Genomic DNA, 24,925 nt, shown 5'->3' with positions numbered 1-24,925 from the left:
CCATCAAGCCACGAGAAAGACGTGATGAGCGCGAAATATACGATCAAGGTTGTCGAAGACATTGCGGCGGAAGGTGTGTCGCCATCAGAAATAGAACACTTGCTCGACATTGCTGCGTATGCTGTAGATCGCGTCTCCCCATCGCTGGCCAGGCGAGCGGAATTCGCCCTCTCCGACTTTCGAACCACAAAAAAACGTGGCATCTCTGATTTCGACCTGACAATTTGTCGGGTGCCACGGTCGGACCCTGAGATCTGGTCAGCTATTTTCACTCACCACAAGCGCCGGCTCTCAGTCCAGCTTTCAATCGTCAAAGAATCCTAGTTATTTTCAGGTATGTCCCAGTCTTTGGGGCGTGGATCTCCGGTCTGGTGAAACTGTCGGACAAGTTTCACAAACTGCAAGAAGTCCTTGTTCTCCTGAGTGAGCCGGTTGCACGTCGCCCAGTCGACCTCGAGCCGTTCCCTTGCTGGAATGAGAATTTGGCTTTCGGCCGGGTTCTCCGGATCAATTTGGATCAGCCCGATCCCGTGAAGGGAAAAGAGCATTCTCAGCTCTTTCATAGTGTCCGCCCCCTCGACCTCGGCAGCAACGAGGTAGCCAAAATTTGCCCAGGAGGAATTTGAAACCGCCTGGAAGAAGGCTTCTCTCAAATTCGATCTGTTCAGCAGTAACTTTACCTCGAAAGACCACAGCTTCGTCTTTTTATCCGCGTATTCTTTGACCGCACCCTTGATTTCATGGTGCCAATCAGCCGTCAGATCTTCCATTCCGACGAGGTCCGGGTAAAGCCACTTATTTCCCCTCGGTCCCTGTTTATTCGAAGACTTCCTTTCGTCTATACGTTTTGAATATATCCCGAGTTCAGACCATAGATACTCCGAAACGACTGGATAAAGATCGCTTTCCTTGAGTGAGGCGGCACCGGAAATAAGTGGGGTCTCTTTTCCCTCGGTTTCGGCTTCATCCACCTCCGCTTGGTCCGTCTTCGTGGTCCAATAGTACTGCCGGGGCCGACCTTCAGTCGTTTTGACTTGTGGGTTACGCTTTTGCAGCGCAGGTCGCTGTGAACCTATTTCCGCAACAATTTGCTGAATCAGATCCGCATCACTCGTGATGAAGGTGCTATTGATCTTTTTCTGTTCACATTCGCTCGGATATTCCTCGAAAATCCATTGAGCTATCTGGCGTGCCGTGAACTTCTGTTCCGGGCGGCTGGCGAGGAAATCAACGACGGTTTTGGCGAGATTAAGTCCCATCGTGTCACCCTTTCGCGCGCGTGCCCGGTGATGAGGCAGCGCCATTGGCTGGATCTCCAGCCTGTTCGACACCTCCGCGGATCTTCTGATAAACCTCTCGGACGAGGTGCTCGGTCGCAATGCCTCGGAAGGAATCGTCGTTCATCAGCCGCGTAAATATCTCCTCGTTGCCCTCCATCCGTTCAATGAACAGACCCTCAAGCATCTTGTTGAAAACAAAAGAGAAGTTCTCAAGCGTGTTTACGCGTGCTGCCTCCTGAAGCTTCTCGTTCGCGGCGGCGGTTTCGGTCACTTGGTCGAAAAACAACTGATCAGCTGGCGTAAACTGGGTCCCGAACCGCTCATTCAGCTTGTTGATGAGCGAGGACAGCGAGACATCTTCGTCGTGGCCTTTTCCTGTGCCGACCTCAGTCGGCCCCTTCAACGGGTCGGGCTCACCTGCCTTGAGATCGATTGCTCCTTCGCTGATTTTTTGCAGGCGGTAGAACTTGAGGGCCACATCGTCTTCGACCTGGTAGTCACGATCGTCTGGATTCAGCGGCAACTTGGTCAGCAAAAATCGGCTGTAGGTGTAGAGCTTTTCCAGATCAGAGTCCTGATACGGGATGATTTGCGACAGGAACGCATAGAGTTTTCGGAAGCTCGACAGCTGCCCCTTGAACTGACCCTGATCGTCTTCGCTCAGTTCCAAATATCGCTGAACGGCCTCGTCCAGAATGGCGTTCAGTTTTTGATGATCTCCCGGGGTCGGTTCCTTGCGGTTTCGGAACCAGATGTCGCAGAAGGCGTTGATCTCGCGATCCTCAAAAATACGCCATTCTTCCAGCCGATTTTTCAGATCGTAAAGCTGGTGTGGATCGTTGGCCTCACCGGTGGGCGTGACCTCGTAGTAGGGCTTGAAGGCGTTGAATATCTCGTCGCGCTCGTTCACGAAGTCGAGCACGAAGGTATCCTCTTTGCCCGTCGTGACCCGGTTTAATCGGGATAGCGTCTGCACCGCCTGCACACCGGCAAGGCGCTTGTCGACATACATCGTGTGAAGCAGGGGCTGATCGAAGCCGGTCTGGTACTTTTCCGCCACAAGAAGCACCTGGAATTCCTCCGACGCGAATTTGTCGGGGAGTTCGCTCTCCTTGATGCCGCGGTTCATGCCGACCTCGGTGTACTGCGAGTCCGGAATGTCCGGATCGATCACGGTTCCCGAGAATGCGACGAGGGATCGGATATCGGTATAACCCTTGTCGCGAATGTACTTGTCGAAAGCGAGCTTATAGCGCACCGCGTGCAGCCGCGAGCCCGTCACCACCATTGCCTTGGCTCGTCCGCCAATCTTGTGCTTGGTGAACTGGCGGAAGTGTTCAACGATCACCTCGACTTTCTGCGCGATGTTATGCGGGTGCAGGCTCATGAAGCGAGCGAGCGCCTTCGCAGCCTTCCGCTGGGGGACGTCCGGGTCATCCTCGACCGATTTGATGAGCCCGTAATAGGTCTTGTAGGTCGTATAGTTCGCAAGGACGTCCATGATGAAGCCCTCGTCGATCGCCTGCCTCATGCTGTAGTGGTGGAAAGGCGGTCTACCGCCCGGACCCGGCTCGTTGAAAACCGCCAGCGTCTTGAACTTCGGCGTCGCTGTGAATGCGAAGAAGCTGATGTTGGGCTGCGACGGGCGCTTCAGCATCTCCCGGAGGAGTTCTTGCTTCGCCTCGTCGGATAGATCGTCCTCCTCGAGGTCGAGAAGCTGGGCCGCGACCGCCGCTTCGATGCCTTCCTTGTTGAGGATCTTGCGGAGCTCCATCGCCGTCTCGCCACTCTGCGAGCTGTGCGCTTCATCGACGATCACAGCGAACCGCTTGCCCTCGGTGCTGACCTCAACGCTCTCACCCTTCTTGGCGAGCGTCTCCAGCGCCTGCGTGATGAACGGGAATTTTTGGATCGTGGAAATGACGATAGGCACGCCTCCGGAGAGCGCCTTCGCAAGCTGCTGCGTGTTCTCGTCGATCTTCTGTACGACGCCCTGCTTGTGCTCGAACTGATAGATCGTGTCCTGCAGCTGCTGATCGAGGACGCGGCGGTCGGTGATGACGACCACCGTGTCGAAGACCTTCTGGTCCTTGTCGTCGTGTAGGCTCGCCAGCCGGTGCGCGAGCCAGGCGATGGAGTTCGACTTGCCCGACCCGGCTGAATGCTGGATCAGGTAGTTGTGGCCAGATCCCTTGGCCTTGGCATCCTGAACAAGCCGCCTAACCGCGTCGATCTGGTGGTAGCGGGGGAAGATCATCGTCTCTTTGACGTGGCGCTTGATCCCCTTGTCCGTCACAATCTGACGTTCTTCGACCTGCAGGTGAAGGAAGCGCGCCAGGATGTCCATCAGGCTTTCGCGCGTCAGAACCTCATCCCATAGGTAGGATGTCTTGTACTTTCCCGGCCGGGCGGGCGGGTTCCCGGCCGCGTGATTGTCCCCACGGTTGAAGGGCAGGAACACGGTTTCCTTGCCAGCCAGTTTCGTCGTCATGAACACGAGGTCCGGATCGACGGCGAAGTGGACAAGCGCCCGTTGCTTGAACGCGAAGATCGGCTCCCTCGGGTCGCGGTCGAAGCGGTACTGCCGCTTGGCATGCTCCACCGTCTGCCCCGTCATGGGGTTCTTGAGCTCCATCGTGACGACCGGCAGGCCATTCACCGCGAGCACCACATCGAGGGAGAGCTCAGGCCGCTTCTCGCTGAAGTGCACCTGGCGATAGACGCGCAGACGGTTCTTCCCAAAATCTGCGGTCGCCTCGGGATTCATGCCCGTGTTGGGTGCGAAATAGGCGAGGCGGAAGGTCTTGCCGAAGCACTTGAACCCGTGGCGCAGGACGTTCAGCACGCCCTTGGATACCAGCTCTTTTGTAAGGGACGTCAGAAGAGCATCGGCCGCACCTGCGCCGTGGAAATCAAGGAGCGTCTGCCAGCGCGCAGGCTGCGACTCCTTGATGAACTGGATCACGTCATCCGGGAAAAGGGCGCGCTCCGCGTCGAACGAGCCGGGGGCGCCCTTCTCGAAGCCGCCTTCGGTGGTGAGCGCAACCTCGATCGCCTCCTCGAACCGGATCTCCTTGTGAACGCTCATACCGGCCCCTCCCGTCCCATTATTGAATGACCTTTACAGTCGAATTCTCCAGGTCCTTCAGGTTCATCCCGTCGGCCTCTTCGAAAAGGTAGTGCCGGATCGACGGGTGCTTCCTCAAATACTTCCCTGTGTCGTCGAGGTCCGGAGCCGGGTTCTGGCACCCGGTGAAGACGTAACACGACAAGTTGAGCCTTTTTGCCTCGTCGACATAGGCGCCAAGGATCTTGTGCAGGCTGCGGCACCAGGCCTCGGCGGCCTTGAGCTGAAGGAAGATGTTATCGACCGGGATCCGGGTCGAGGCTTCCTTGAACTCGATGCAATGGGCATGCAGCCGCTCACCCCGGCGCTCGAAGACGACGAAGTCACACCGGCGAGACCAGAGATGGCCGTCACCGTTCGTCAGGAAGTGGAACAGCGGATCATTTCCCTGATCCAGCTTGATGGCGAAGGCATCGTCGTCGAAGCCGAGCGTCACCTTGCGCCGCCGACGGGTGCCCTCGACCTTCTCTGAGAGGACCAGCTCCTTATCGCCAATGCCGCGGACTTCGTTGGCCAAGCAGGTCTTTCCATAACAGGCGGTGTTCAGGTAGACCTTCAGATGATCAAGATATCCGCGAGCATTGATCGTCATGCTAAGCCACTTTGATCTGACCAGTTGTCGCGGCAGTTACCAAAGCGCTTCTGTACTTGCGGATAAGGCCTATCCAACTGTCGTCGCTCGCAACATCCCCCGCTTTGGTGCCGCCAATTCGCGTCACTGTGGCGTCGAACTCTCGTGTCTTTTCATCTAGAAAATCTGCGATTGCCACCTGCTCGTCGAGCGGGGGGACGAGCAAAATTGCGTTGTCTATGTAATATTTTGGTAGTCCAAAGCGAGTCACACCGTTTGCAGACACTTGAAATTGCCGATTTATAGTCTCTGATGAGAGCAGCCAAAAAAGGTATCGGCCGATAATGTGCTCGTCATTCGGCCTAATGTGCGAAAGGTGATAGCCGCAAAGGACATTCTTCAGCGGTTCACTTACGAGCGCCGGAATCGCGATATCATCCCAAGACTCGGAATCCTTCGTGATTAAGATGTCCCCGGGAAGTAGGCTGAAACGATCAATTTCTTGCTTCGTTGCTGTGGCTTCCATAAATTCGAGGTCATCTTTAATAAAATCATTGTAATATACGTCTGTGTAGTTGCACAAACGAACTGGAATCTCGTCTTCATATGAGTGCTTGTCGACGTTGCTGGAATTATTAGCCGCGACAAACTTTAGTTTTTCGACTCGCCAGTGCGATGGCACCGAGTCGATCCACTGAGTGCCGGCGGGCTTATATTTTTGGTAGGCTTGAATGCTCACGCAACGGCCTCCTTCAGTTTAGAGAATATCTCCGCTTCCATGCTTTTGATCGCGTTCTCGATGTGATCGAGCGGCTCCGGAGGCTCATACGTATAAAAGTTTCGATTGATCGGAATCTCGTAGCCAACCTTCGTCTTCGAATAGTCGATCCAGGCATCGTCCCAGTGCGGCAGCACCTCCCGCGCCAGGTAGTCTTCGCAGTGATCGTGGAAGAGAGCCACGAGTGCGCGATTGTCCGCATCCTTGTCGTAGTCGATGGGCAGCGGCATGGGGGCGTCCGCCGGCAGCGGTACGATCTCCGTGTCCCGCAGCTGCGGATCGGGCTCGGGGTCGCCGTTGCCGTCCAGGCAGGGATTGGCGGTCGGATCCCGCTCGGACAAGGCGGACAGGATAGCCTTGCGGATGGGCGCCTTGATCTTGACGCCGGCCTTCTTGAAGGCGCCGTTGACGACCTCGGTGAACTCCTCCCGATCCTTGTAGAGCGGCCCCGGATCCAGCTTGCCCAGGACCTCGAGGATCGCCGCCTGTTCGGCCTCGCCCGCAGCGATCTCCGCCGCGCGCGCCTTTTCGTCCTTGCGCTTCTTGCTTTCGGCCAGCTGCTTGAACGCGCTCTCGTCTTTCAGGCGCTCGATGCGGTCTGGCGACGCCTGGAAGTTCAGCCGGAGCGGTCGATCGACCGTGAGCTTCAGAAAGCCGAACTCGCGGTTGTCGAAGATCTTGCTGCAGGCCCGCTCTTCCACCGTGCCGTTGACCTGAACCTTCGAGGTCTCGCCATTCAAGAAATTGGCATAGAGGCGCGTGATCTCGGCGATGTGCTCGTCGGAGAGTTCGTTGCGCTTGTTGCCGAGGCTCTTGGTCATCTTGCGGAAGTGCCTGGTCGCATCAATGAGCTGGACCTTACCCTTACGCGCAGCGGGCTTCCGGTTGGTGACGAGCCAGATGTAGGTGTAGATGCCGGTGTTGTAGAAAAGCTGATCGGGCAGTGCGACGATGGCGTCGAGCCAGTCGTTCTCGATGATCCAGCGGCGAATGTTGCTTTCGCTCGGCCCCGGCTCCCCCGCGAAGAGGGGCGAGCCGTTGAACACGATCGCGATCTTCGACCCCTCGCCGCCCTCTTCGGGCGACGGATGCATCTTCGAGATCATGTGGAGCAGGAAAAGCAGCGCGCCATCGCTGATGCGAGGCAGCCCCGGACCGAAGCGGCCCTTGAAGCCGAGGCTGTTGTACTCCTTCTCGACCTCATCCTTCTCCGGCTTCCACTCCACGCCAAAGGGCGGGTTCGCCAGCATGTAGTGGAACTTCTTGTCCGGATGGCCGTCGAAGGTCTTGCCGTCGCCCAGCGTGTCGCCGAAGGCGATATTGTCGACGGGCTCGTCCTTGATCAGCATGTCCGAGCAGCAGATCGCCCAGGACTCTTCGTTGTACTCCTGGCCGAAGAGCTCCAAGTGGGCGTCCGGATTGTGCCCCTCCCTCGTGATGTACTCTTCGGAGACGGAGAGCATGCCGCCGGTACCGCAGGTCGGGTCGTAGATCGTCCGCACGATATTCGGCGTGTAGACGTCCTCATCCTCCGTGTAGAGAAGATGAGCCATTAGACGGATGACCTCACGCGGGGTGAAGTGGTCACCGGCCTCCTCGTTGGCCTGCTCGTTGAACTTGCGGACGAGCTCTTCAAAGACGTAGCCCATCTGCATGTTGTCGACGCGCTTGGGGTGCAGATCGACGCCGGCGAACTCCCTGACGATCAGGAATAGCCGGTTGGCGTTGTCGAGTTTCTCGATCTCTTTCTCGAACTCGAACCTGTCGAAGATCTCCTGCGCCTTGGGCGAAAAGCTCTTGATGTAGGCGACCAGGTTGCGTCCGATATTGTCTGGATCCCCAAGCAGCTTGGCGAACGTGAAGGGGCTCACATTGTAGAGAGGCTGGCTCCGGTCCTTCGCCGCAATCTTGGCCAGCTTGCCATGGATGGCGCGGTCCGGCAGGCCCTGCGCCTTCAGCTTCTCGTACTCCTTGAGCACGGCGTCCTTGGTGGGTTCAAGGACGCAGTCGAGGCGCCGCAGGACGGTCATCGGCAGCATGACACGCCGATACTGGGGCGGCCGGTAGGGGCCACGCAGCTTGTTCGCGATCCCAAAGATGAAATTGATGAGATCTTGCTGGATGGCTGTCATTCGGCGTTCTTCCCGTCTTCGTCCTGAATTGTGCTGCCCTTGGTGAGCTTCTCGATCTCGTCCCTCCGGAAGCGCCAGGCGCCACCGACCTTGAAGCCGGGGAGCTTGCCCTCTGCCGCAAGACGGTAAGCCGTTTTCTCATTGATCTTGAGATACTCGGCGACCTCTCGGATGGTCAGGATGTCATTGCTCATCGGCGCAAAAGCCCCCTCCCGGAGCGATTCCGAGAAAATAGTGGAAAATTGAGGAACTCACAAGCCGAGTTCGCCGCGGGCTTTGGGGAAGGAACGGGGGCCAGTCTAGGGAAGGGCGGCGGACGCGGGACAGTCCTTTAGTGCCCCAGAAGTCGGGGTGGTGCCTGAGGGCGGTGATGACGGCCGTAGCCAGCCAGCCATCATCACCTCGGAGAGTCAGGCGCCGCCCGGCTGAGCCTGGCGAGGGTCGGAGGTGCTGGAGCGGATAATCGACTGCTCGTATTCCTCGACGTCGGACAGGCGATAGACCACCCGGCCGCCCACCTTGAGGAACTTCGGCCCTTCACCGGTCCAACGCCACCGCTCAAGTGTGCGATGGCTGATCCCCCAGCGCACGGCCAGTTCAAGTTGGTTCATGCATGTTGCCTTCATTTTCGTGTCCTTTCGTCCTGGCAAGTTGGAATGCGACACGACGAAGGCGTGGCCGGAAAACACTATCAAGGTAATACTGGCGGGAGCGCCAAACACCGAGCGCTGCGCTGCCATTCTTGAACAGAGAATTTCTGCGGTGGCGAATATTTACTTAATAATACGAAGGCGTTCTGGCGCGCTGTGGGGCATACTTCGAGCGAGTTTGTCGAAAAGTCCTTTCCCTCCGCCACTCTCCTTCATGCTTCCGCGATGCCAGGCGCTCCCCTCTCTGGGGTGATGCGTTGTTCCCGATACGACACAGTCTCGGGAGGACGCATCATGTTTCGTCGTGCCAGGGCCCTGCCGCTCGCCGCCGTTCTGGCCATGCCGATGGCCCTGCCGGCCGGCGCGCAGGCGCAGGACGGGTCCGCAACGGTCACAACCGCGTCCAGCGAGGAGTACGAGCAGGGCTACCTCGCCACGCGGGACGGCCGCGCCCTCTATATGTTCACCCTCGACCAGCGCGGCCAGGGCGACTCGGCCGCCGTCTCCCATTGCGACAACGCCTGCGCCGAAGCGTGGCCGCCGTTGCTGAGCGACGGTGTGCCCGAGGCCGGGGCCGGCGTCAGGGACGGGCTCCTCGGCACCATCCAGCGCCCCGGCGGCACGCAGGTTACCTATGCGGGCTGGCCACTCTACCGCTACTTCCGCGACCAGAGCGACGACTTCCAGACCCACGGCCAGGCCCTGGAGACCCATGGCGGGTACTGGTATCTGCTGCGCCCCGACGGCACGGTGATCGAGGATCGCGAGTTCTGAGCGCAGCCGCAGTGTGCCCTACGGCTGGCCGCGGGAAACCCGTGGCGGGCGGCGGGGCGTATATCCTTCAGGATATCCCGTCCAACAGTCCAGGAGGTCCCATGAAGACCCGCATTCCCGCCGCCCTTCTCGCCGCCGCCGCGCTGGCCGCCTGCACCGCCGGCGAGGCGTCCTTCGGAGAACGCCTGCGCACCGAGGGCCAGGAAACCGCCGCCGTCGGCGACCGCTGGATCGAAGGGCAGCAGATGGTCGAGCGCGGCGAGAAGCTGATCCGCGAGGGCCGCAAGGACGTCCGCTCCGGCGAACGCAAGATCGACAAGGGCGAGGACCTGGTGGAGGACGGCCGCGAGATGATGGCGCGCGCCGAGCGGACCTATTCGCCCCCCGCCGACTGACGCGCGCACCTTGGCAAACACGCCGCCCGATCACACCTCCCGAGAGAGCCGTCGCCGCCTTTCGGGAGGTTTTTCATGCCTGCATCGCCGCCCACCCTCCGCCCCACCCGCCGCGCCGTGCTCGCCGGGCTGGCCGCCGGCGGGGCCGCCCTGGCGCTGCCTCCGGGCCTCGCGCGGGGACAGCAGGACGCGGCGCGGACCAAGGCGGTGCCCTCGACCGGGCAGGCGATCCCCGTCATCGGCATGGGCACCTGGATCACCTTCAACGTCGGCCAGGACCCCAAGCTGCGGGCCGAGCGCACCGAGGTGCTGCGCGCGTTCTTCGCCCACGGCGGCGGCGTGATCGACTCCTCGCCCATGTACGGCTCGTCGCAGGCGGTGGTGGGGCACGGGCTCGACGAACTGGGCCACCCGCCGGGGCTGATCGCCGCCGACAAGGTGTGGACATCCAACGGCGACGAGGGGCCCGAGCAGATCCGCGAAAGCCTGAGGGACTGGGGCCTTCCCCGCTTCAACCTGCTGCAGGTCCACAACCTGCGCGCCTGGCGGCCGCATCTGGAAACCCTGTTCGCCATGAAGGAGGCCGGCGAGCTGACGCACGTGGGCATCACCACGTCGCACGGGCGGCGGCACGGCGAGATGGAGTCGATCATGCGCGACCACCCCGTCGATTTCGTGCAGCTCACCTACAACGCCGCCGACCGCGAGGCAGAGGCCCGCCTGCTGCCGCTGGCGCGGGAGAAGGGCATCGCCGTCATCGCCAACCGTCCGTTCCGCCGCAGCGCGCTGGTCGACCGCGCCCAGCGCCATCCGTTGCCGGCCTTTGCCGCCGAGGCGGGGTGCGAGACGTGGCCGGCGCTGCTGCTGAAGTTCATCGTCAGCCATCCGGCCGTCACCTGCGCCATCCCGGCGACGACGCAGGTGGTCCACATGCGCGAGAACATGGCGGCGGCGCGCGGTCCCGTGCCCGACGATGCCCTGCGCCGCCGCATCGCTGACGCGGTGGCGGACCTGTAGCCCCGGCGTATCAGCCGCCGCGCTGCGGGTCGGGATAGGTCTCCCAGGGATCGCCGACGGTGGGCGGCGGAACCTCGACACTCATGTTCAGGGTCTCCAGCGCGCTGGCGATGGGGATGAACAGGTTCAGCCCGGTGCGGCCGCCGTCGGCGGTGGCGAAGCCGGCGTAGGTCAGCCCCACCAGATTGCCGCGTCCGTCCACCAGGGCGCCGCCGCTGTTGCCGGGGTTGACCGCCACGTCCGCCTGGATGTCCGGCAGGCCCTCGTCGTTGCGGGGAAAGCCGCTGACCGCGCCCCTGGTCACGGTTCCGGCCAGGCCCCGCAGGCGCGGCGTGCCGATGGCGAAGACGTCCTCGGTCAGGCGCAGGGGCTCGGTTCGGATGGGCAGGAAAGGGTGCCCGCCGGAGGCGGTCTGCACCAGGGCGACGTCGCGGCGGCGGTCGCGGCGCAGCACCTCGCCGCGCTGCCAGTCGCCGCCAAGGTCGCGCACCAGCACCGTGTCGCGGCCTTCCACCACATGATAGTTGGTCAACAGCAGGCTCGGCGTGATGTAGACGCCCGATCCGTGGCTCAGGCCGTTGTCGATGGTGGCGACGGCGCGCCGCACCTCGGGCGCGTGGTCGGCCAGCGGCGTGTCGAACAGCGGCACCTCGGGCACCAGCAGGGGCGCGGGGCGGGTCTCGCGGTCGGCGATGGCGTACAGCGTCGCGTCGCGGCTGACGATGTCCAGGAACGCCGCCTCCGCCGCCAGGTTGCTGACAGCCGAGGAGAAGGCGTTGTTGACCAGAAGCTGCGCGGCCATCATCGACGGATCGTCCAGCCGCGCCACGCCCTCGGTCCGGGTGGTGTAGACCACCTTCTTCAGCGACTGCGAGAAGACCTGCCACTCCACCAGGATGTAGCCGCGCCCGGTCTTCAGGTACTTCTCGTCGCCGGTCAGCAGGTTGCGCTGGACGCACAGGTCCAGGCGGATGTCCTCGATGCGGCCGGCGACCAGATAGTCGGTGCGCGGCTGGCCGCGTTCGATGGCCTTGAACAGGTTGTTGGGATCGCCGACCGTGTTGTAGCCGGCCAGCCGCATGCGGCGGAAGAAGGCGTCCTCGAAATCGCGGGAGAAGGCTTCGGTCCGGGAATACAGCCAGCTGATGGGATCGCCGCGCTGGGCGCACGAGAACCAGCTGCCGCCATAGCCGCCGATGGTGGTGCCGGGCGGGATGGCATAGGTCACGCCGCCGTATTCGATGGTCGCCAACGAGCGGCCGAGGGGGATGTCCGGCGGCGGCCGCATTTCCACATCGGGAATGGGCATCCCGGCCCCGCCGCAGGCCGCCAGTGCGACGCACAGCATGACGACCCGGAGCATCCGCCCCGCACCCGCGACCCCTCGCATCCCCGCTCCCCCTCCGGAAATAAAACCTGAGCGTGTGCGAGTGTAGAGGCAGCCGGGCCGCTAGTCCAGGCGCGCGACGCTGGCGATCCAGTCGAGCGCCTCGTCCACCGTTTCCACCAGGGTGCCGGGCTCGGGCGCCGGCCGACGGATGAGCACCACCGGCAGGCCCAGGTGCCGCGCCGCGTCCAGCTTGGCGCGGGTGGCGGTGCCGCCGGACGCCTTGGTGACCAGCACGTCCACGCCGTGGGTGCGCATCAGGCTGCCCTCGTCGTCGACCGTGAACGGCCCGCGCCCGCCCACCACGGCGGCGCCGACGGGCAGGTCGTCCTCGGCGTCGTCGGGCGGGTCCATCATGCGGACCACATAGGTGAAGCCCGGCCGGTCGCGAAACGGCGCCAGATCGGCGGTGCCCAGCGTGATGAAGGCCCGCCGGCCCAGCCGCGCCGCCGCTTCCGCTGCTTCGGCCACGTCGTCGACCTCGTGCCAGTCGTCGCCCGGCTGCGGTTCCCAGGCCGGGCGGCGCAGCGTCAGGCGCGGCGTGCCGGTGACCTCGCAGGCGATATGGGCGTTGCGGCTCATGCGGGCGGCGAAGGGATGGGTGGCATCCACCAGCAGGCGCACGCCCTCGTCCCGCAGGAAGACGGCCAGCCCCTCGGGCCCCGCAAAGCCGCCGATGCGCAGCCGGCCGGGCGGCCGGGCGCGCGGCGCGGCGCGGCCGGCCAGGGAATAGGTGACGGACAGCCGGTCGCCGAAGCGTTCCGACAGGGCGCGGGCCAGCGCGGCGGCCTCGGCCGTTCCGCCCAGCAGCAGCAGGTGGGGAGGACGCTCATGCACCGGCACGGCCGACCTCCCGTCCCTTGCGGTCGAAGGCGATGATGTCCACCGCCACGCCGCCCGACAGCACGGCCAGGGCGGCCTCGCGGGCCTGTCGGCAGACGGTGTCCGACAGGCGCCGGTCCAGCCCCAGGCCGCGCGCGATTTCCAGCACCGCGCCCACGGTGGCGGCGTCGCGGGCGCCGTCAACGGCCTCGGCCGGGGCGCCCAGGTCGTGCAGCAGGACGGCCAGCGCGCCGGTGTCGACCGTGCTGCGGCCGGAATGCAGGTCCATGTGTCCTCCCGCCAGTTTGCTGATCTTGGCCAGTCCGCCGGCGATCGTCAGGCGCGGCACCGGATGGCGGCGCAGGTACTTGAGCACGGCGCCGACGAAGTCGCCCATGTCGATCAACGCCTCGTCCGGCACCGGGTACAGGTTTCGCGCCGCCCTTTCCGATGTATTGCCCGTGGTGGCGATCAGGTGGTCCTGACCGGCGGCGCGGGCGACGTCGATGCCGCGATGGATGGAATGGATCCAGGCGGAGCAGGAGTAGGGCACCACCACCCCCGTCGTGCCCAGAACCGACAGGCCGCCCAGGATGCCAAGGCGCGGGTTCATGGTCTTGAGCGCCAGCTCGGCGCCGTGCTCGATGCCCACCGTGACCTCAAGGTCCACGGCCCCGCCGCCGGCCTCGTCGGACAGGTTGTCGGCGATCATGCCGCGCGGGCCGGGGTTGATGGCGGGCTCTCCGACCGCCAGCGGCAGGCCGGGCTTGGTGACGGTGCCGACGCCCTCGCCGGCCTTGAACACGATGCCCGCGCCGGCGGGCAGGCGGCGGACGGTGGCCGAGACGACGGCGCCGTGCGTGACGTCGGGGTCGTCGCCGGCATCCTTGGTGACGGCGGCGGTGGCGGCCTCGCCGTCCTCCGACAGGTTCCAGCGGGTCAGGGCGAAGGCGGGGGCCAGGTTTTTCGGCAGGCGGATGGTCACCGGGTCGGGAAAGACGCCGGTGCGCAGGGCGGCGAAGGCCGCGCGGGCGGCGGCGGTGGCGCAGGCGCCGGTCGTCCAGCCCTTTCTGAGGGTGCGGGTATCCGTCATGGCGGCGATCCTACACCGCGCCGGAAAGCCCGGAAACGCCCAACGTCACAGGGGGTATTCGTCCGCGACCCGGCCGCTTTCCAACAGCACGGCGCGGGTGGCCAGGGCCTCGCGCACCTCCGGGTCGTGGCTGACGATCACCATGGCCTGGGGCAGGCCGGTCAGCACCTCGATCAGGCGGGCGCGGGCCTTGGCGTCCAGGGCATTGGTGGGCTCGTCGAGCAGCAGCGCCTCGGGCCGCATGGCGAGAACGGCGGCCAGCGAGACCAGGCGCTTCTCGCCGCCCGACAGGTGGTGGGTGACGCGGTCCTCGAACCCGCCGAGGCCCAGGCCGTCCAGCGTTTCGCTCACGATGCGGCGGGCCTCGGCGCGGGAGGCGCCCGTGTTCAGCGGTCCGAATGCGACGTCCTCGGCCACGGTGGGGCAGAACAGCTGGTCGTCGGGGTCCTGGAAGACCAGCCCGGCGCGCGGGCGGATCTCGGCGAAGTCGGCCTCCGTCACCCGCGCGCGGCCGAAGGCTTCCACGGTGCCGTCCGACGGCTTCAGCAGGCCGACCATGACCGACAGCAATGTGGACTTGCCGGCGCCGTTGTCGCCCACCAGCGCCAGGCGCTCGCCCGCCTCCAGGCGCAGGGAGACGCCGTCCAGAACGGGCGGCCGGGCGGCGTAGGCGAAGCGGACGTCGGAAAGGGTGAACAGGCTCATGCCAGGCGGTCCGCCGCCACCAGGACAACGCAGCCAATGGCCGCGGCCGCGCCGAAAGCCCAGTCGGCGGGGCCGGCGCGCAGGGTGTCGAGCAGCGGCAGCCGGCCCGTGTAGCCCCGGCACTTCATGGCCGCCAGGACGCGCTCGGACCGCTCCAGCGAGCGCACCAGCAGCATCCCGACCAGGTGGCCGAGGCTTTTCAGGGTGTGCAGGTCGGTGCGCGGCCGGAAGCCGCGGGCCTTCATGGCCCAGCGCAGGCGGCCGTATTCGGCGTGCAGGACCTCGATGTAGCGGACCGTCATCAGGAACAGTGTCACCAGTTTGGCCGGCACGCCCAGGCGCCCCAGCGCGTGGCCGAGCACGGTCTCGCGCATGGTGCCGACCAGCGCCAGCAGGGCGAGGATCACGGCGTTGGCCTTGAGCGCGATGCGCACCGCGTGTTCCAGCCCCCCGCGCGAGGCCGGCAGGCCCCACAGGGTGAACAGGGGCTCGGTTCCGGCCGCGGGCGGGGTGGTGAAGGGCAGCATGACCAGCGTGAGCAGGATGAAGCCGTCCATGGCGGCGACCCGCCTGGCCGTCTCCTTCAGCGGCAGCCGTGCCCAGACCGCCAGCCCGAACGCCACCCCCACGGCCGCCACCAGCGCCGGCAGGCCGGTCAGCGCCACCACGGCGACGGCAAAGGCCACCGCCGCCAGAACCCGCGCCCGCGGGTCCAGGCGGCGCGGCCCGGCGTCGGGTCCGTCGGCAAAGCTGCGGATGGCCGGCTGTCCGGGCCGCGTCGTGGGCATGGGTCCTCGCGGGTGGCGATCGGGGCCGGTGCCGGCCTTCAGGGCCGGTGCCGGGCGTCAGGCGGCGGGGCGGCGGCGGCTCATGATCCAGGCCGCCACGCCGAAGATGCCGAAGATGTACCCCAGACCGCCCAGCGCGTCCATGAGGCCGACGCTGTCCTTGTAGGCGAGCAGATCGCGGCGCAGCGGCCGCACCTGGGCCTCCACCGCCTCGGCGATCAGGGCCCGCAGGTCCTCCGGCGCGGGGGCGGAGGCGGCGGCGATGTCCTCCGCCGGCACGGTCAGGCGGGCCACCAGTCCTTCACCCAGGTCGGCGGCGAAGGTGTGGTCGACGGCCCGGCTCGGCGTGAAGGTGAAGGCGCCGGCCTCGTCCATGGTGGTCTCGCCCAGCACCGTCCCGTCGGGGCCGGTGACGGTGACGACGGCGCCCGGCGCGGCAGGCTCGATGTCGCCGCGGATGACGCCGTTGACGGTGGAGGCAAACGCCATGACCTCGCCGGCCTTGGCGCCGACGGTCGGCAGCAGCAGGGCCGCCGCCAGCAGCAGGAACAGGTGCTTACGCATGGCGCAGGCCCTCCGCCCCGGCGGTGGTGCCCGCGGGCAGGCCGAAGGCGTCCGGCTTGACCTTGGCGAGCAGGGTCACGGCGGCGGCCGTCACCAGGGCTTCGGCGATCATCACCGGCACATGGGCCAGGAACACCAGCTTGGCGGCGGGAATGAAGGCATCGCCGGACGCCGCCAGGGCGGCGCCCACCAGGATGGTGGTCAGGGCGACGGACAGTCCGCCGGCGACGGCGCCCGACAGCGGCACCAGCACCGACGAGCCCGAGCGCACGCCGGCGCGGCAGGCCAGGCCCACAAGCACGGCGGGCATCGCGATGTTCAGGGTGTTCACGCCCAGCACGGTCAGGCCCCCGAAGCCGAAGAACACGGCCTGCAGGGCCAGCGCCACGGCCAGGGCCGGGAAGGCGGCCCACCCCAGCATCAATCCGGCCAGCCCGCCCAGCACCAGGTGGACGGACGACGGCCCGATCGGCACCTGCACGAGCGATGCGACGAAGAACGCCGCCGACAGCAGGCCGGCCCGCGGCAGGGTCTCGGCGTCCAGGCGCTTCAGGCCCATGGCGAGACCGCCGACCGAAATGGCCGAGGCGGCGACGATGACGGAGGGGGCGAGGGCACCATCGACAATATGCATGTCAGCGGCCCTCCCCGGTGGAGGAGAAGAGGATAATGGAAACGGAAACGGCGCGACTGTGCGTCATCCTTGGCGCTCCTGTCTGGCGCCGGAGGCCGCGACGGGACGACGGCAACGGGGAGATCGCGCGGAAGGACCGGCACGGCCAAAAAAGGCCGCTGGTCCCGCAGGCGTCGCCGCGCACCATCGCCGATCGCCCTCCGGCGGAACGGCTCCGCCCGGCCACCATGGCCGCGCGGCGTGATGATGCACGTCACCTCGACGGATACCCGCACCCCCGGTACGCCCCGCCCGGAGGATGAGTGACGTCGCGACGGCAGGTCTCCTGGCTCGCGGGTCGTCGCCGTCTTCCGGCCTTCCCGGCGCGGGTGAGCGCCAGTGGCATGTTCGGAAGCGGCTCGCCGCTCACAGTTGCGGGGGCAGCTCCGGCGCCGGACCCCCACCGGGTCGGTCCGTTCCGGATTCCCTTTTCATCCCCGGGCTTTTCACCCTGCGCGGGGCAACCGTCGCGTTCAGCCGGAGTATGCCGCCGGCGCATGGCTGCGTCAAACGGTGCTTGCACGCTGTGACATCCGCGTGACGCTGAGACCTTGGTGGTGTAGGGTGCGACCAACGCAGTAGGGACAAGCACCCCGATGGTCTCCGCTCCTCCGAAAGCCGTGCAACTGGTTACCCGCCTCGTGCGGTCGGTGCTTCTGATCGTCGTCGTCTGGGCGGTGGCGATGGTAAGCCTGTGGCTGCTGGCCGACCGCGCCCGCACCGACACCGCGACGGCGGCCTCGCAGGACCTGTTCGCCACCGTCGTGCAGACCGAGCAGAAACGCCTGCTCCAGGTGGCGAGGGACTACGCCTGGTGGGACGATTCCATCCGCAAGGTGCTGATCGACCTGGACCCGGCCTGGGCCGACAACAACCTGGGCGGCTACCTTCAGGACGGCTTCGGTATCGGCTATTCCCTCGTCCTGCGGGGCGACGGCGTGGCGCTGTACGGCGCGGTGGACGGCGAGCGCATGGAAATTCCGACCCCCGCGGCCCTGGGCCAGGGATCGCTGGCGCTGCTGGAGGCCGCCCGCGCCGCACCGCGCGAGCCCAAGCCCGCGGGCGCGGCCGGGATCATCCAGCTTGACGGCCGGCCGGCGCTGGCCGCCGCCATGCCCTTCGTGCCCGAGGAAGCCGACAGCCCCGTGCCGCCCGACCCGAACAGCGTGCTGCTGGTGGCCCGCGTGCTCGATTCGGCCTGGCTGGCGGAGCTGGGGGCGGCCTTCAACCTTCGCGACTTGCGGCTCGTGGCGGCGTCGGAGGCCGGAACCCATGCCGCCGGCAGCGTGCTTGAAACCCTGCGCGGCGCTCCGCTGGCTGCGGCTGTGTGGCGGCCGGTGATCCCCGGCGACCGCATGGACGGCATCGTGCTGGCGGTCATGGCGGCGTTGTCGCTGGCAATGCTGGGGCTGCTGGTCGTCTTCCTGCGCCGTGCCCGCCGGCTCGCCCACCGCGTGGCCGCCGACGACGCCGAGCGCCTGGCCCAGGCCGAGGCCCTGGCGGCCAGCCGCTCGCGCCTGCGCCATGTGATCGCGGCGGCGCCGGTGGCGCTTGTCGTCACCGATGCCGACGGGGCGGTGATGCTGGCCGACGGCCGCGAGGCGCCGGCCATCGCCCCGCCCGACGGCACCGGGCCCCTGGGCCGGCCGCTGCGCGAGGCCTATGGCCACCTGTCGGGCTTCGGGGATCTGTTCGACGCCGCCCTGGCCGGCGCCCCGACCACCGCCACCGTCTGGCGCGGCCGCCGCGCCTTCGAGGTGGCCTGCGCCCCGGTGTCGCAGGGCGCCGGGCCGCGCGGCGGCGGCGTGGTCGCCGTGCTGACCGACATCACCGAACGCAAGGCCACCGAGGATGTCCTGCGCCGCACGCTCGACGAACTGACCCGTTCGAACAGCGAACTGGAACGGTTCGCCTACATCGCCTCCCACGACCTCCAGGAACCGGTGCGGACCATGGTCGCCTATGCCCAGCTGACCCGCCGGCGCTATGCCGGCCAGTTGGACGAGGACGGGCGCGCCTTCCTGGACTTCATCGAGACGGGCGCCCTGCGCATGCGGGCGCTGGTGCAGGGGCTGCTGTCGTACTCCCGGCTGAACGGAACGCCGCCGGCGACGTCGACCTGTCCGGCCGGCGAGGCGCTGGACATGGCGCTGGAGAACCTGGCCGACGCCATCCATGAGGCCGGCGCCGTTGTGGAAGCCGAGGCGGTGCTGCCGCATGTGGCGGTGGACCGCATGGAACTGACGCAGGTGTTCCAGAACCTGATCGGCAACGCCCTCAAGTTCCGCGACCCCGGCCGGCCGCCGCGGATCGAGGTCTCGGCCCGGCTGGCGCGGACCGGCGGGCACTGGACCATCACGGTGCGCGACAACGGCATCGGCATCGCGTCGGAGTATCAGAAAGAGGTCTTCATTCTGTTCAAGCGCCTGCACGCGCCGGACGCCGCCGAGGGCACGGGCGTGGGGCTCGCCATCTGCCAGCGCGTCGTGGAGCGCCACGGCGGTCGCATCTGGGTGACCTCGCAGACCGGCGACGGCAGCGCCTTCCACTTCACCCTTCCCGCTGTCGCCGGTGCCGAACCGGCCGGTGCGCCAGACGGCGGGAGCGAGGCGGAAACGGTCCACGAGGCCCCTATGCCCGAGAAATCGGCGCGGGTATAGTCACGGGTTCCTGCCACCACCGGGGGCGTCCGCCCTTATGACCATGCCCGACCCGTCCGCGCTGTTCGTCCTGGCCCTGCTGGTCGTCATCTTCGCGGCTTTCGTCAGCGAGAGGTTCCCGCCCGATTCCATCGTGCTGGGCGGCGTCGCCGCGCTTCTGGCGACCGGCATCCTGCCGACGAACGAAGTGCTGGGCGTCTTCTCCAATGCCGCGCCCATCACGGTGGCGGCGATGTTCATCCTGTCGGGCGCGCTGATGCGAACCGGCGCCATCGAGGCTTTCGGCGAGGCGGTGTCGTCGATCGCCAGCCGTCGGCCGGGGCTGGCGCTGGCGGCGCTGATCATGGTGGTCGTGGTGGTGTCTGCCTTCATCAACAACACGCCGGTCGTGATCGTGCTGATCCCCGTCGTCATCAAGCTGGCGACGCGCCTGGGCGATTCGCCGTCGCGCTACCTGATACCGCTGTCCTACGCGGCCATCCTGGGCGGCACCACCACGCTGATCGGCACCTCGACCAACCTGCTGGTGGACGGCGTGGCGCGCGAGCATGGGATGGAGCCCTTCGGCATGTTCGAGATCACCCTGCCCGGCCTGGTGATGGCGATGGTCGGCCTGCTGTACCTGACGCTGATCGGCCGCCACGTGCTGCCCGACCGCGAGACGGTGACCAGCCTCATGGCCGACGGCGACCGGCCGCGCTTCCTGGCCGAGGTGGTCATTCCCGAAGGCTCGCCCCTGGTCGGCACCAACCCGCGCGAGGCATCGCTGTTCAACCGCCACGACCGCCGCCTGCTGGACGTCATCCGCGGCGACGAGTCGCTGCGCCGCGAGTTCGACGAGATCACCCTGCGCGCCGGCGACCGGGTGATCCTGAAGACGCCGGTGGCCGAGGTCATGTCCCTGCGCGAGGAAGGCGCGGTGGCCTTCCACGACGCCCATGCGCTGGAGCCCGTGGGCAGCCGCCGCACCGTGGTGGTGGAAGGCCTTCTGGCGCCGGAAAGCCCCATGCTCAACAAGACGCTGCGCCACCTGCGCCTGCGCCGGCGCTACGGTGTCTACCCGCTGGCCATGCACCGGCGCGGGGCCAACATCGGCGCCAAGCTGGAGGCCGTGCCCCTGCGCGTCGGCGACACGCTGCTGCTGGAGGGCTCGCCCGACGACGTCCGCCGCCTGTCCGACGAGCAGGGCATCGTCAACCTGAGTGAACCGCAGGAGCGCGCCTTCCGCCGCTCCAAGGCGCCCATCGTGCTGGGCGCGGTGATGGCGGTGATGGCGCTGGCGGCGCTGGAGGTGCTGCCCATCGCGGCGCTGGCGATCATCGCGGTGGCGGCGGTGATCCTGACCCGCTGCATCGATCCCGAGGAAGCCTATCGCTCGGTCGACTGGCGGATTCTCGTGATGATCTTCGGCATGCTGGCGGTCAGCCGGTCCATGGAGACCACGGGCGCCATGAAGCTGATCGTCGACGCCATCATGCCGGTGGTGGACGGCCTGCCGCCCATCGGCGTGCTGGCGGTGATCTACGCGCTGACGTCGCTGATGACGGAGCTGATCTCAAACAACGCCATCGCGGTGCTCATCACCCCCATCGTCATCGGCATCGCCGAGCAGATGGGCCTGGACCCGCGGCCCTTCCTGGTCGGCGTGATGTTCGCCGCGTCGGCCAGCTTCGCCACGCCGATCGGCTACCAGACCAACACGCTGGTCTACGGCGCCGGCGGCTACCGCTTCACCGACTTCCTGCGCGTCGGCATCCCCATGAACATCATCGTGGGCGCGACGGGCATCGCCATGATCTCGGTGTTCTACGAGTTCTGAGGGAGTGCCTCAGACCGCCGGCCCCTCGAAGGCGTCGGTGTCGTCCACGCCTTCCAGCATGTCCAGCACCATGGCCTTGTTGCGCGCATCCAGCCCGTCCCAGGTGGTGAAGACGCGGGGCATGAGGGGATCCGCACGGCCGGCGAAATCGGCCTTCATCAGCACGCAGGCCAGCACCAGGCTTTCCGACTTGTTGCCCTTCCAGCCGGCGACGAGTTGGCCGCAGCGGTCGCCGTCGCCCAGCGCCTCGGTCAGGTCGAACCAGTCGCGCACCACCGTTTCCGGCGGCAGCACGGCGGCGAAGGCCTTGCGGATGGCGTGGTTGTGGACCAGCACGGCGGCCAGAATCGGAAGCTCGACGGTGAACGGCAGGGCGTCGGGGGCGGGGCTGGTCATCGTCCGTCTCTCCCTCAGCCCGCCACGTCGCCGGGCGCCACGCGGAAGCCGCGCAGGAAGGCGTCGCGGTCGGCCGCGCCCTTGCCGGCGCGTTGCAGGCGGGTGGGCCGGATGGCCGTGCCGTCAGCGCAGGCGATCAGCAGGTCGTCGTCCAGCACCGTGCCGGGCGCGGCGTCCTGCCGCCCCTCGGCGGCCTCGCAGGCCAGAACCTTCACGCGCTCGCCGTTGATCTCGCACCACGCGCCGGGGAAGGGCGACAGGCCGTGGACCTGGCGCATGATCCAGGGCGCGCGGTGGGCGAAGTCGATGCGGGCTTCCGCCTTGCTGATCTTGGCGGCGTAGGTCACGCCCTCCTCGGGCTGTTCCTCGGCCTCCAGCTCGCCGGCCAGGATGCCGTCCAGGGCCTCCACCATCAGCGAAGCCCCCAGGGCCGAGAGCGTGTCGTGAAGCGCGCCGGCCGTGGTGCGGTCGGTGATGGGCACGGACCGCTTGAGCAGCATGGGACCGGTGTCCAGCCCCGCCTCCATCTCCATGATGGTGACGCCGGTTTCGGTGTCGCCTTCCATGATGGCGCGCTGGATGGGGGCCGCCCCGCGCCAGCGCGGCAGCAGGCTCGCGTGCACGTTCAGGCAGCCGAGCTTGGGCGCCTCCAGCACGGGTTCCGGCAGAATCAGCCCGTAGGCGGCAACCACCGCCACGTCGGTGTCCAGGTCGTCGAAGGCGGCCTGTTCGTCCTCGCCCTTCAGGCTTTTCGGCGTGCGGACGGGGATGCCCAGTGCTTCGGCGCGGGCGTGGACGGGGCTCGGCCGTTCCTTCTGGCCGCGCCCGGCGGGGCGGGGCGGCTGGCAATAGACGCAGATGACCTCGTGACGCTCGGCAAGCGCCTCCAGGATGGGCACCGAGAAGTCGGGCGTTCCCATGAACACGACGCGCATGGCGTGACTGATCCCCCTCGTGAAAACCGGCCGGGCGAGACGCACCGGCCGGTGGAAACTGGACCTGCCCTTACCCCTAAACCTCTGCGGCCACCTTTTTTGGCTGGCCGAGGTCCGGGTCGGACTTTTTCAGCTTGGTCAGCTTGCGCAGCACCATGTTGCGGCGAAGCGACGACAGGTAATCGACGAACAGCTTGCCGTCCAGGTGGTCGATCTCATGCTGGATGCAGGTCGCCAGCAGGCCGTCGGCCTCGATCTCGCGGATTTCGTTCTGGTGGTCCAGGAAGCGGACCTTCACGCGGTCGGGCCGGGTGACGGCGTCGTACTGCTCGGGCAGGGACAGGCAGCCTTCCTCGTATTCGCGCAGGTCGTCGCTGGCCCAGAGGATTTCCGGGTTCGCCATGCGGAGCGGGTTCTTTTCCCCCTCCGGCGCCACGTCGACCACGATCACCCGCTTGGACACGCCCACCTGCGGGGCCGCCAGGCCGATGCCCGGCGCGGCGTACATGGTCTCCAGCATGTCTTCCATGAGCTGGGCGGTCTCGGCGTCGACCTTCTCCACCGGCTTGGCCTTGGTCTTCAGGCGCGGATCGGGAGCGACGAGGATGGGAAGCAGGGCCATGGCGTCCGTTTCATGACAAGCGTGGTAGGAGAGATTGTGGAGATAATCGCCGGGCCTCGCCCCGTCAAGCGCGCCGCCCCGGCGCACGGCCCCGCTCCACGTCCTTGTGAAGGGACGGCGGCCAGGGCCCGTGCCATACTGGCGGTCTCCATGGGGGAGGAAAAGGGGAGGAATACCGCGCCATGACCGCCGCCACCACCGCGTCCGCCGCCGGCGCCCCGGCTGCGCCGCGCACCCTGTGGCATGTGCTGCCCGGAACCGACGTGCTGAAGGCCCATGCCTCCATCGTGCCGGCGAGCCTGTTCCTGGCCGTCTACAACCAGTTCGTCTGCCCCTTCATGGACGACCTGCCGTTCCTGACGCTGCTGGAAGGGCTGGCCCTCGTGATGGCGGTGCAGATCGTGCTGCGCCAGATTCTCTGGGTCTATTGGCCGGCGCCGGACTCGGTGAGCCTCGCCCGCCACGGCTGGCGCATCGCGGTCATCAGCTGGGGGATCGCGGGCCTGAAGGCCATGACCCTGCACGGCCTGACCTACGAGGCGTATCCGCTGCTCAGCTACCTCAAGCTCGCGACGGGCTTCTGGGTTCTCGGCGCCGGCCTGATCGCCCAGTTCGAGTACACCCTGCTGGAGGACCTGCTGCGCAAGCGCGGCACCGAGACCGGACTCGTCGACGACACCCCCGGCGCCACCGCGCGGCGGCTGGAGGAGCGCATCGTCCGCCGTTTGACGGAAAGCGCGTCCGCCTTCGCGGTGGCGCCGGCGGCGGCGCTGGTCATGATGGCCGTGCGCCAGGTGGAGGAAGGCTATGCCGAGCCGGTGATCGTGGTGGAGGTGCTGTTCATCGCCGCCGTCTTCGTCGGTGCCGCCCTGCTGGTGGCCGGCCACTACGGACGGTCGCTCAGGCGCGACACGGTGGCGATCGTCGACAGCCTGGATGCGGTCTCCGGCGGGCGTTACGACGTGGCGCTGGACGCCACCCGGCCCGACGAGCTGGGCCGGGTGGCCGGCGGCATCAATACCATGGCCGCCGGCCTGCGCCAGCGCGAGCGAATCCGCGACGCCTTCGGCCGCTTCGTCTCGCCGGAGGTGGCGGAAACCGTGCTCGCCCAGGCCGCGGAGGGAACCGTCCGCCTGCACGGGGAACGCCGCCACGTCGCCGTTCTGATGTGCGACCTGCGCGATTTCACGCCGCTGGCCGAGCGCCTGGAGCCGGAAGAGGTGACGGCGCTGCTCAACGCCTATTTCGCCGAGATGGTGGCGGCGGTCCACGCCCACCACGGTATGGTCGACAAGTTGATCGGCGACGCGGTGATGGCGGTTTTCGGCTTGGCGCCCTGCCCGGAAGGCCGCACGCCCGAGCGCCTGGCGGTGGACGCGGCGCTGGAGATGCGCACCCGGCTGGCGGCGTTCAACGCCGGTCGGGCGGATGGCCTGCGCCTGTCCCACGGCATCGGCATCCATGCCGGGCCGGCGGTGGCGGGCACCATCGGCAGCCCCGACCGGCTGGAGTTCACGGTCATCGGTTCGACGGTGAACATCGCCGCGCGCCTGGAGGCGGAAACGCGAACGGTGGGCGAGCCCGTCCTGATCTCCGAGGCTGTGGCGACGCACCTGGGCGGCGCGGCGCGGGCGGTGGGCGCGGGCCGCCTCAAGGGCCTGTCGCGGCCCGTCGCCCTGTTCGCGCCGGAGGTCGGGGCGCTGACACCGCCCTTGCCGAGTCATTAGAAGATGCTCA

Annotated in this window: 24 protein-coding genes and 1 riboswitch; of the genes, 7 read left to right on the top strand and 17 right to left on the bottom strand. The window is 66.7% G+C overall.

Annotated features, from left to right (window positions below; translation table 11 throughout):
• The first annotated feature begins 24 nt into the window (after positions 1 to 24).
• Entirely contained in the window at positions 25 to 324 is a 300-nt protein-coding gene (locus LG334_RS20910; protein WP_259698084.1) for a hypothetical protein, read from the top strand.
• On the opposite strand, the gene LG334_RS20905 is transcribed toward LG334_RS20910, so the two are convergent.
• From LG334_RS20905 to LG334_RS20875, 7 genes are all read right to left on the bottom strand, one after another.
• A complete protein-coding gene (locus tag LG334_RS20905) occupies positions 321 to 1,304 on the bottom strand; it encodes a COG2958 family protein (protein ID WP_404381156.1) in 984 nt (327 codons plus the stop codon). The genes LG334_RS20910 and LG334_RS20905 overlap by 4 nt on opposite strands.
• Positions 1,264 to 4,368 carry a type I restriction endonuclease subunit R gene (locus LG334_RS20900; RefSeq protein WP_404381154.1) on the bottom strand — a complete coding sequence of 1,035 codons (3,105 nt, stop codon included), beginning with the start codon at positions 4,366 to 4,368 and terminating at the stop codon, positions 1,264 to 1,266. The genes LG334_RS20905 and LG334_RS20900 overlap by 41 nt, the downstream gene beginning before the upstream one ends.
• A 19-nt stretch (positions 4,369 to 4,387) precedes the next feature.
• Entirely contained in the window at positions 4,388 to 4,999 is a 612-nt protein-coding gene (locus LG334_RS20895; protein ID WP_404381152.1) for a hypothetical protein, read from the bottom strand.
• A 1-nt stretch (position 5,000) separates the two neighbouring features.
• On the bottom strand, positions 5,001 to 5,717 hold the full coding sequence (locus tag LG334_RS20890; protein WP_404381150.1) for a restriction endonuclease subunit S: 717 nt from the start codon (positions 5,715 to 5,717) through the stop codon (positions 5,001 to 5,003).
• Positions 5,714 to 7,888, bottom strand: a complete 2,175-nt coding sequence (locus LG334_RS20885) for an N-6 DNA methylase (protein WP_404381148.1) — start codon at positions 7,886 to 7,888, stop codon at positions 5,714 to 5,716. Before LG334_RS20885 ends, LG334_RS20890 begins: the two co-directional genes overlap by 4 nt.
• Positions 7,885 to 8,082: a helix-turn-helix domain-containing protein gene (locus tag LG334_RS20880; RefSeq protein WP_333484497.1), complete on the bottom strand. Its 198-nt coding sequence runs from the start codon at positions 8,080 to 8,082 to the stop codon at positions 7,885 to 7,887. The genes LG334_RS20885 and LG334_RS20880 overlap by 4 nt, the downstream gene beginning before the upstream one ends.
• Before the next feature lie 216 nt (positions 8,083 to 8,298).
• The gene (locus LG334_RS20875; RefSeq protein WP_404381145.1) at positions 8,299 to 8,628 is read right to left on the bottom strand and encodes a helix-turn-helix transcriptional regulator; all 330 of its coding nucleotides are present in this window, start codon (positions 8,626 to 8,628) and stop codon (positions 8,299 to 8,301) included.
• 204 nt (positions 8,629 to 8,832) lie between these two features.
• On the opposite strand from LG334_RS20875, the gene LG334_RS20870 reads away from it, so the two are divergent.
• The 3 genes from LG334_RS20870 (at position 8,833) to LG334_RS20860 (ending at position 10,724) form a co-directional block, all read left to right on the top strand.
• Positions 8,833 to 9,312, top strand: coding sequence for a hypothetical protein (locus LG334_RS20870; protein ID WP_404381143.1), 480 nt, complete (start codon positions 8,833 to 8,835; stop codon positions 9,310 to 9,312).
• A 101-nt stretch (positions 9,313 to 9,413) separates the two neighbouring features.
• Complete coding sequence (locus tag LG334_RS20865; RefSeq protein WP_404381141.1) at positions 9,414 to 9,707, top strand: hypothetical protein; 294 nt, start codon at positions 9,414 to 9,416, stop codon at positions 9,705 to 9,707.
• Positions 9,708 to 9,782: 75 nt separating this feature from the next.
• Positions 9,783 to 10,724, top strand: coding sequence for an aldo/keto reductase (locus LG334_RS20860; protein WP_404381139.1), 942 nt, complete (start codon positions 9,783 to 9,785; stop codon positions 10,722 to 10,724).
• Positions 10,725 to 10,734: 10 nt separating this feature from the next.
• On the opposite strand, the gene LG334_RS20855 is transcribed toward LG334_RS20860, so the two are convergent.
• The 7 genes from LG334_RS20855 to cbiM are packed head-to-tail and all read right to left on the bottom strand — an operon-like array spanning position 10,735 to position 16,717.
• Positions 10,735 to 12,114 carry a S1C family serine protease gene (locus LG334_RS20855; RefSeq protein WP_404381137.1) on the bottom strand — a complete coding sequence of 460 codons (1,380 nt, stop codon included), beginning with the start codon at positions 12,112 to 12,114 and terminating at the stop codon, positions 10,735 to 10,737.
• A 60-nt stretch (positions 12,115 to 12,174) separates the two neighbouring features.
• Positions 12,175 to 12,948 carry a cobalt-precorrin-6A reductase gene (locus LG334_RS20850; RefSeq protein WP_404381135.1) on the bottom strand — a complete coding sequence of 258 codons (774 nt, stop codon included), beginning with the start codon at positions 12,946 to 12,948 and terminating at the stop codon, positions 12,175 to 12,177.
• Entirely contained in the window at positions 12,941 to 14,026 is a 1,086-nt protein-coding gene (locus LG334_RS20845; RefSeq protein WP_404381133.1) for a cobalt-precorrin-5B (C(1))-methyltransferase, read from the bottom strand. The genes LG334_RS20850 and LG334_RS20845 overlap by 8 nt, the downstream gene beginning before the upstream one ends.
• 45 nt (positions 14,027 to 14,071) lie before the next feature.
• The gene (locus LG334_RS20840) at positions 14,072 to 14,731 is read right to left on the bottom strand and encodes an energy-coupling factor ABC transporter ATP-binding protein (protein ID WP_404381131.1); all 660 of its coding nucleotides are present in this window, start codon (positions 14,729 to 14,731) and stop codon (positions 14,072 to 14,074) included.
• On the bottom strand, positions 14,728 to 15,519 hold the full coding sequence (gene cbiQ, locus LG334_RS20835; protein ID WP_404381129.1) for a cobalt ECF transporter T component CbiQ: 792 nt from the start codon (positions 15,517 to 15,519) through the stop codon (positions 14,728 to 14,730). The genes LG334_RS20840 and cbiQ overlap by 4 nt, the downstream gene beginning before the upstream one ends.
• A gap of 57 nt (positions 15,520 to 15,576) precedes the next feature.
• Positions 15,577 to 16,083, bottom strand: a complete 507-nt coding sequence (locus LG334_RS20830) for a hypothetical protein (protein WP_404381127.1) — start codon at positions 16,081 to 16,083, stop codon at positions 15,577 to 15,579.
• Positions 16,076 to 16,717, bottom strand: coding sequence for a cobalt transporter CbiM (cbiM, locus tag LG334_RS20825; RefSeq protein WP_404381125.1), 642 nt, complete (start codon positions 16,715 to 16,717; stop codon positions 16,076 to 16,078). Before cbiM ends, LG334_RS20830 begins: the two co-directional genes overlap by 8 nt.
• A 297-nt stretch (positions 16,718 to 17,014) precedes the next feature.
• Positions 17,015 to 17,240, bottom strand: a riboswitch (cobalamin riboswitch).
• 112 nt (positions 17,241 to 17,352) lie between these two features.
• Between cbiM and LG334_RS20820 the strand changes: the two genes are divergently transcribed.
• Both LG334_RS20820 and LG334_RS20815 read left to right on the top strand, forming a co-directional pair.
• Positions 17,353 to 19,416 (top strand): ATP-binding protein, encoded by a 2,064-nt coding sequence (locus LG334_RS20820; RefSeq protein WP_404381123.1) that lies wholly within the window; start codon positions 17,353 to 17,355, stop codon positions 19,414 to 19,416.
• Between the two features lie 37 nt (positions 19,417 to 19,453).
• Positions 19,454 to 21,235 (top strand): SLC13 family permease, encoded by a 1,782-nt coding sequence (locus LG334_RS20815; protein ID WP_404381121.1) that lies wholly within the window; start codon positions 19,454 to 19,456, stop codon positions 21,233 to 21,235.
• Positions 21,236 to 21,244: 9 nt separating this feature from the next.
• On the opposite strand, the gene LG334_RS20810 is transcribed toward LG334_RS20815, so the two are convergent.
• The 3 genes from LG334_RS20810 to def all read right to left on the bottom strand — a co-directional run bounded on the left by LG334_RS20810 (position 21,245) and on the right by def (position 23,188).
• Complete coding sequence (locus LG334_RS20810) at positions 21,245 to 21,631, bottom strand: hypothetical protein (RefSeq protein WP_404381119.1); 387 nt, start codon at positions 21,629 to 21,631, stop codon at positions 21,245 to 21,247.
• A gap of 14 nt (positions 21,632 to 21,645) precedes the next feature.
• Entirely contained in the window at positions 21,646 to 22,566 is a 921-nt protein-coding gene (gene fmt / locus LG334_RS20805) for a methionyl-tRNA formyltransferase (protein ID WP_404381117.1), read from the bottom strand.
• A gap of 76 nt (positions 22,567 to 22,642) precedes the next feature.
• The gene (gene def / locus LG334_RS20800; protein ID WP_404381115.1) at positions 22,643 to 23,188 is read right to left on the bottom strand and encodes a peptide deformylase; all 546 of its coding nucleotides are present in this window, start codon (positions 23,186 to 23,188) and stop codon (positions 22,643 to 22,645) included.
• Between the two features lie 182 nt (positions 23,189 to 23,370).
• On the opposite strand from def, the gene LG334_RS20795 reads away from it, so the two are divergent.
• Positions 23,371 to 24,915, top strand: a complete 1,545-nt coding sequence (locus tag LG334_RS20795) for an adenylate/guanylate cyclase domain-containing protein (RefSeq protein WP_404381113.1) — start codon at positions 23,371 to 23,373, stop codon at positions 24,913 to 24,915.
• Positions 24,916 to 24,925 lie beyond the last annotated feature (10 nt).

Origin of the sequence: Caenispirillum salinarum (assembly GCF_044803115.1) — a bacterium.
GTDB lineage: Bacteria > Pseudomonadota > Alphaproteobacteria > Rhodospirillales > Rhodospirillaceae > Caenispirillum > Caenispirillum salinarum_A.
This window is presented reverse-complemented; position numbering and strand designations above follow the sequence as displayed.

Excerpts from the sequence above, each read along its gene's own strand:
- LG334_RS20860 (WP_404381139.1), top strand. The coding sequence starts at position 9,783 with ATGCCTGCATCGCCGCCCACCCTCCGCCCCACCCGCCGCGCCGTGCTC.
- LG334_RS20855 (WP_404381137.1), bottom strand. The coding sequence starts at position 12,114 with ATGCGAGGGGTCGCGGGTGCGGGGCGGATGCTCCGGGTCGTCATGCTG.
- LG334_RS20795 (WP_404381113.1), top strand. The coding sequence starts at position 23,371 with ATGACCGCCGCCACCACCGCGTCCGCCGCCGGCGCCCCGGCTGCGCCG.
- LG334_RS20905 (WP_404381156.1), bottom strand. The coding sequence starts at position 1,304 with ATGGCGCTGCCTCATCACCGGGCACGCGCGCGAAAGGGTGACACGATG.
- LG334_RS20865 (WP_404381141.1), top strand. The coding sequence starts at position 9,414 with ATGAAGACCCGCATTCCCGCCGCCCTTCTCGCCGCCGCCGCGCTGGCC.
- LG334_RS20815 (WP_404381121.1), top strand. The coding sequence starts at position 19,454 with ATGACCATGCCCGACCCGTCCGCGCTGTTCGTCCTGGCCCTGCTGGTC.
- LG334_RS20870 (WP_404381143.1), top strand. The coding sequence starts at position 8,833 with ATGTTTCGTCGTGCCAGGGCCCTGCCGCTCGCCGCCGTTCTGGCCATG.
- LG334_RS20895 (WP_404381152.1), bottom strand. The coding sequence starts at position 4,999 with ATGACGATCAATGCTCGCGGATATCTTGATCATCTGAAGGTCTACCTG.
- LG334_RS20900 (WP_404381154.1), bottom strand. The coding sequence starts at position 4,368 with ATGAGCGTTCACAAGGAGATCCGGTTCGAGGAGGCGATCGAGGTTGCG.
- LG334_RS20880 (WP_333484497.1), bottom strand. The coding sequence starts at position 8,082 with ATGAGCAATGACATCCTGACCATCCGAGAGGTCGCCGAGTATCTCAAG.
- def (WP_404381115.1), bottom strand. The coding sequence starts at position 23,188 with ATGGCCCTGCTTCCCATCCTCGTCGCTCCCGATCCGCGCCTGAAGACC.
- LG334_RS20875 (WP_404381145.1), bottom strand. The coding sequence starts at position 8,628 with ATGGCAGCGCAGCGCTCGGTGTTTGGCGCTCCCGCCAGTATTACCTTG.
- LG334_RS20845 (WP_404381133.1), bottom strand. The coding sequence starts at position 14,026 with ATGACGGATACCCGCACCCTCAGAAAGGGCTGGACGACCGGCGCCTGC.
- LG334_RS20840 (WP_404381131.1), bottom strand. The coding sequence starts at position 14,731 with ATGAGCCTGTTCACCCTTTCCGACGTCCGCTTCGCCTACGCCGCCCGG.
- cbiM (WP_404381125.1), bottom strand. The coding sequence starts at position 16,717 with ATGCATATTGTCGATGGTGCCCTCGCCCCCTCCGTCATCGTCGCCGCC.
- LG334_RS20810 (WP_404381119.1), bottom strand. The coding sequence starts at position 21,631 with ATGACCAGCCCCGCCCCCGACGCCCTGCCGTTCACCGTCGAGCTTCCG.
- cbiQ (WP_404381129.1), bottom strand. The coding sequence starts at position 15,519 with ATGCCCACGACGCGGCCCGGACAGCCGGCCATCCGCAGCTTTGCCGAC.
- LG334_RS20910 (WP_259698084.1), top strand. The coding sequence starts at position 25 with ATGAGCGCGAAATATACGATCAAGGTTGTCGAAGACATTGCGGCGGAA.
- fmt (WP_404381117.1), bottom strand. The coding sequence starts at position 22,566 with ATGCGCGTCGTGTTCATGGGAACGCCCGACTTCTCGGTGCCCATCCTG.
- LG334_RS20820 (WP_404381123.1), top strand. The coding sequence starts at position 17,353 with ATGGTCTCCGCTCCTCCGAAAGCCGTGCAACTGGTTACCCGCCTCGTG.
- LG334_RS20885 (WP_404381148.1), bottom strand. The coding sequence starts at position 7,888 with ATGACAGCCATCCAGCAAGATCTCATCAATTTCATCTTTGGGATCGCG.
- LG334_RS20830 (WP_404381127.1), bottom strand. The coding sequence starts at position 16,083 with ATGCGTAAGCACCTGTTCCTGCTGCTGGCGGCGGCCCTGCTGCTGCCG.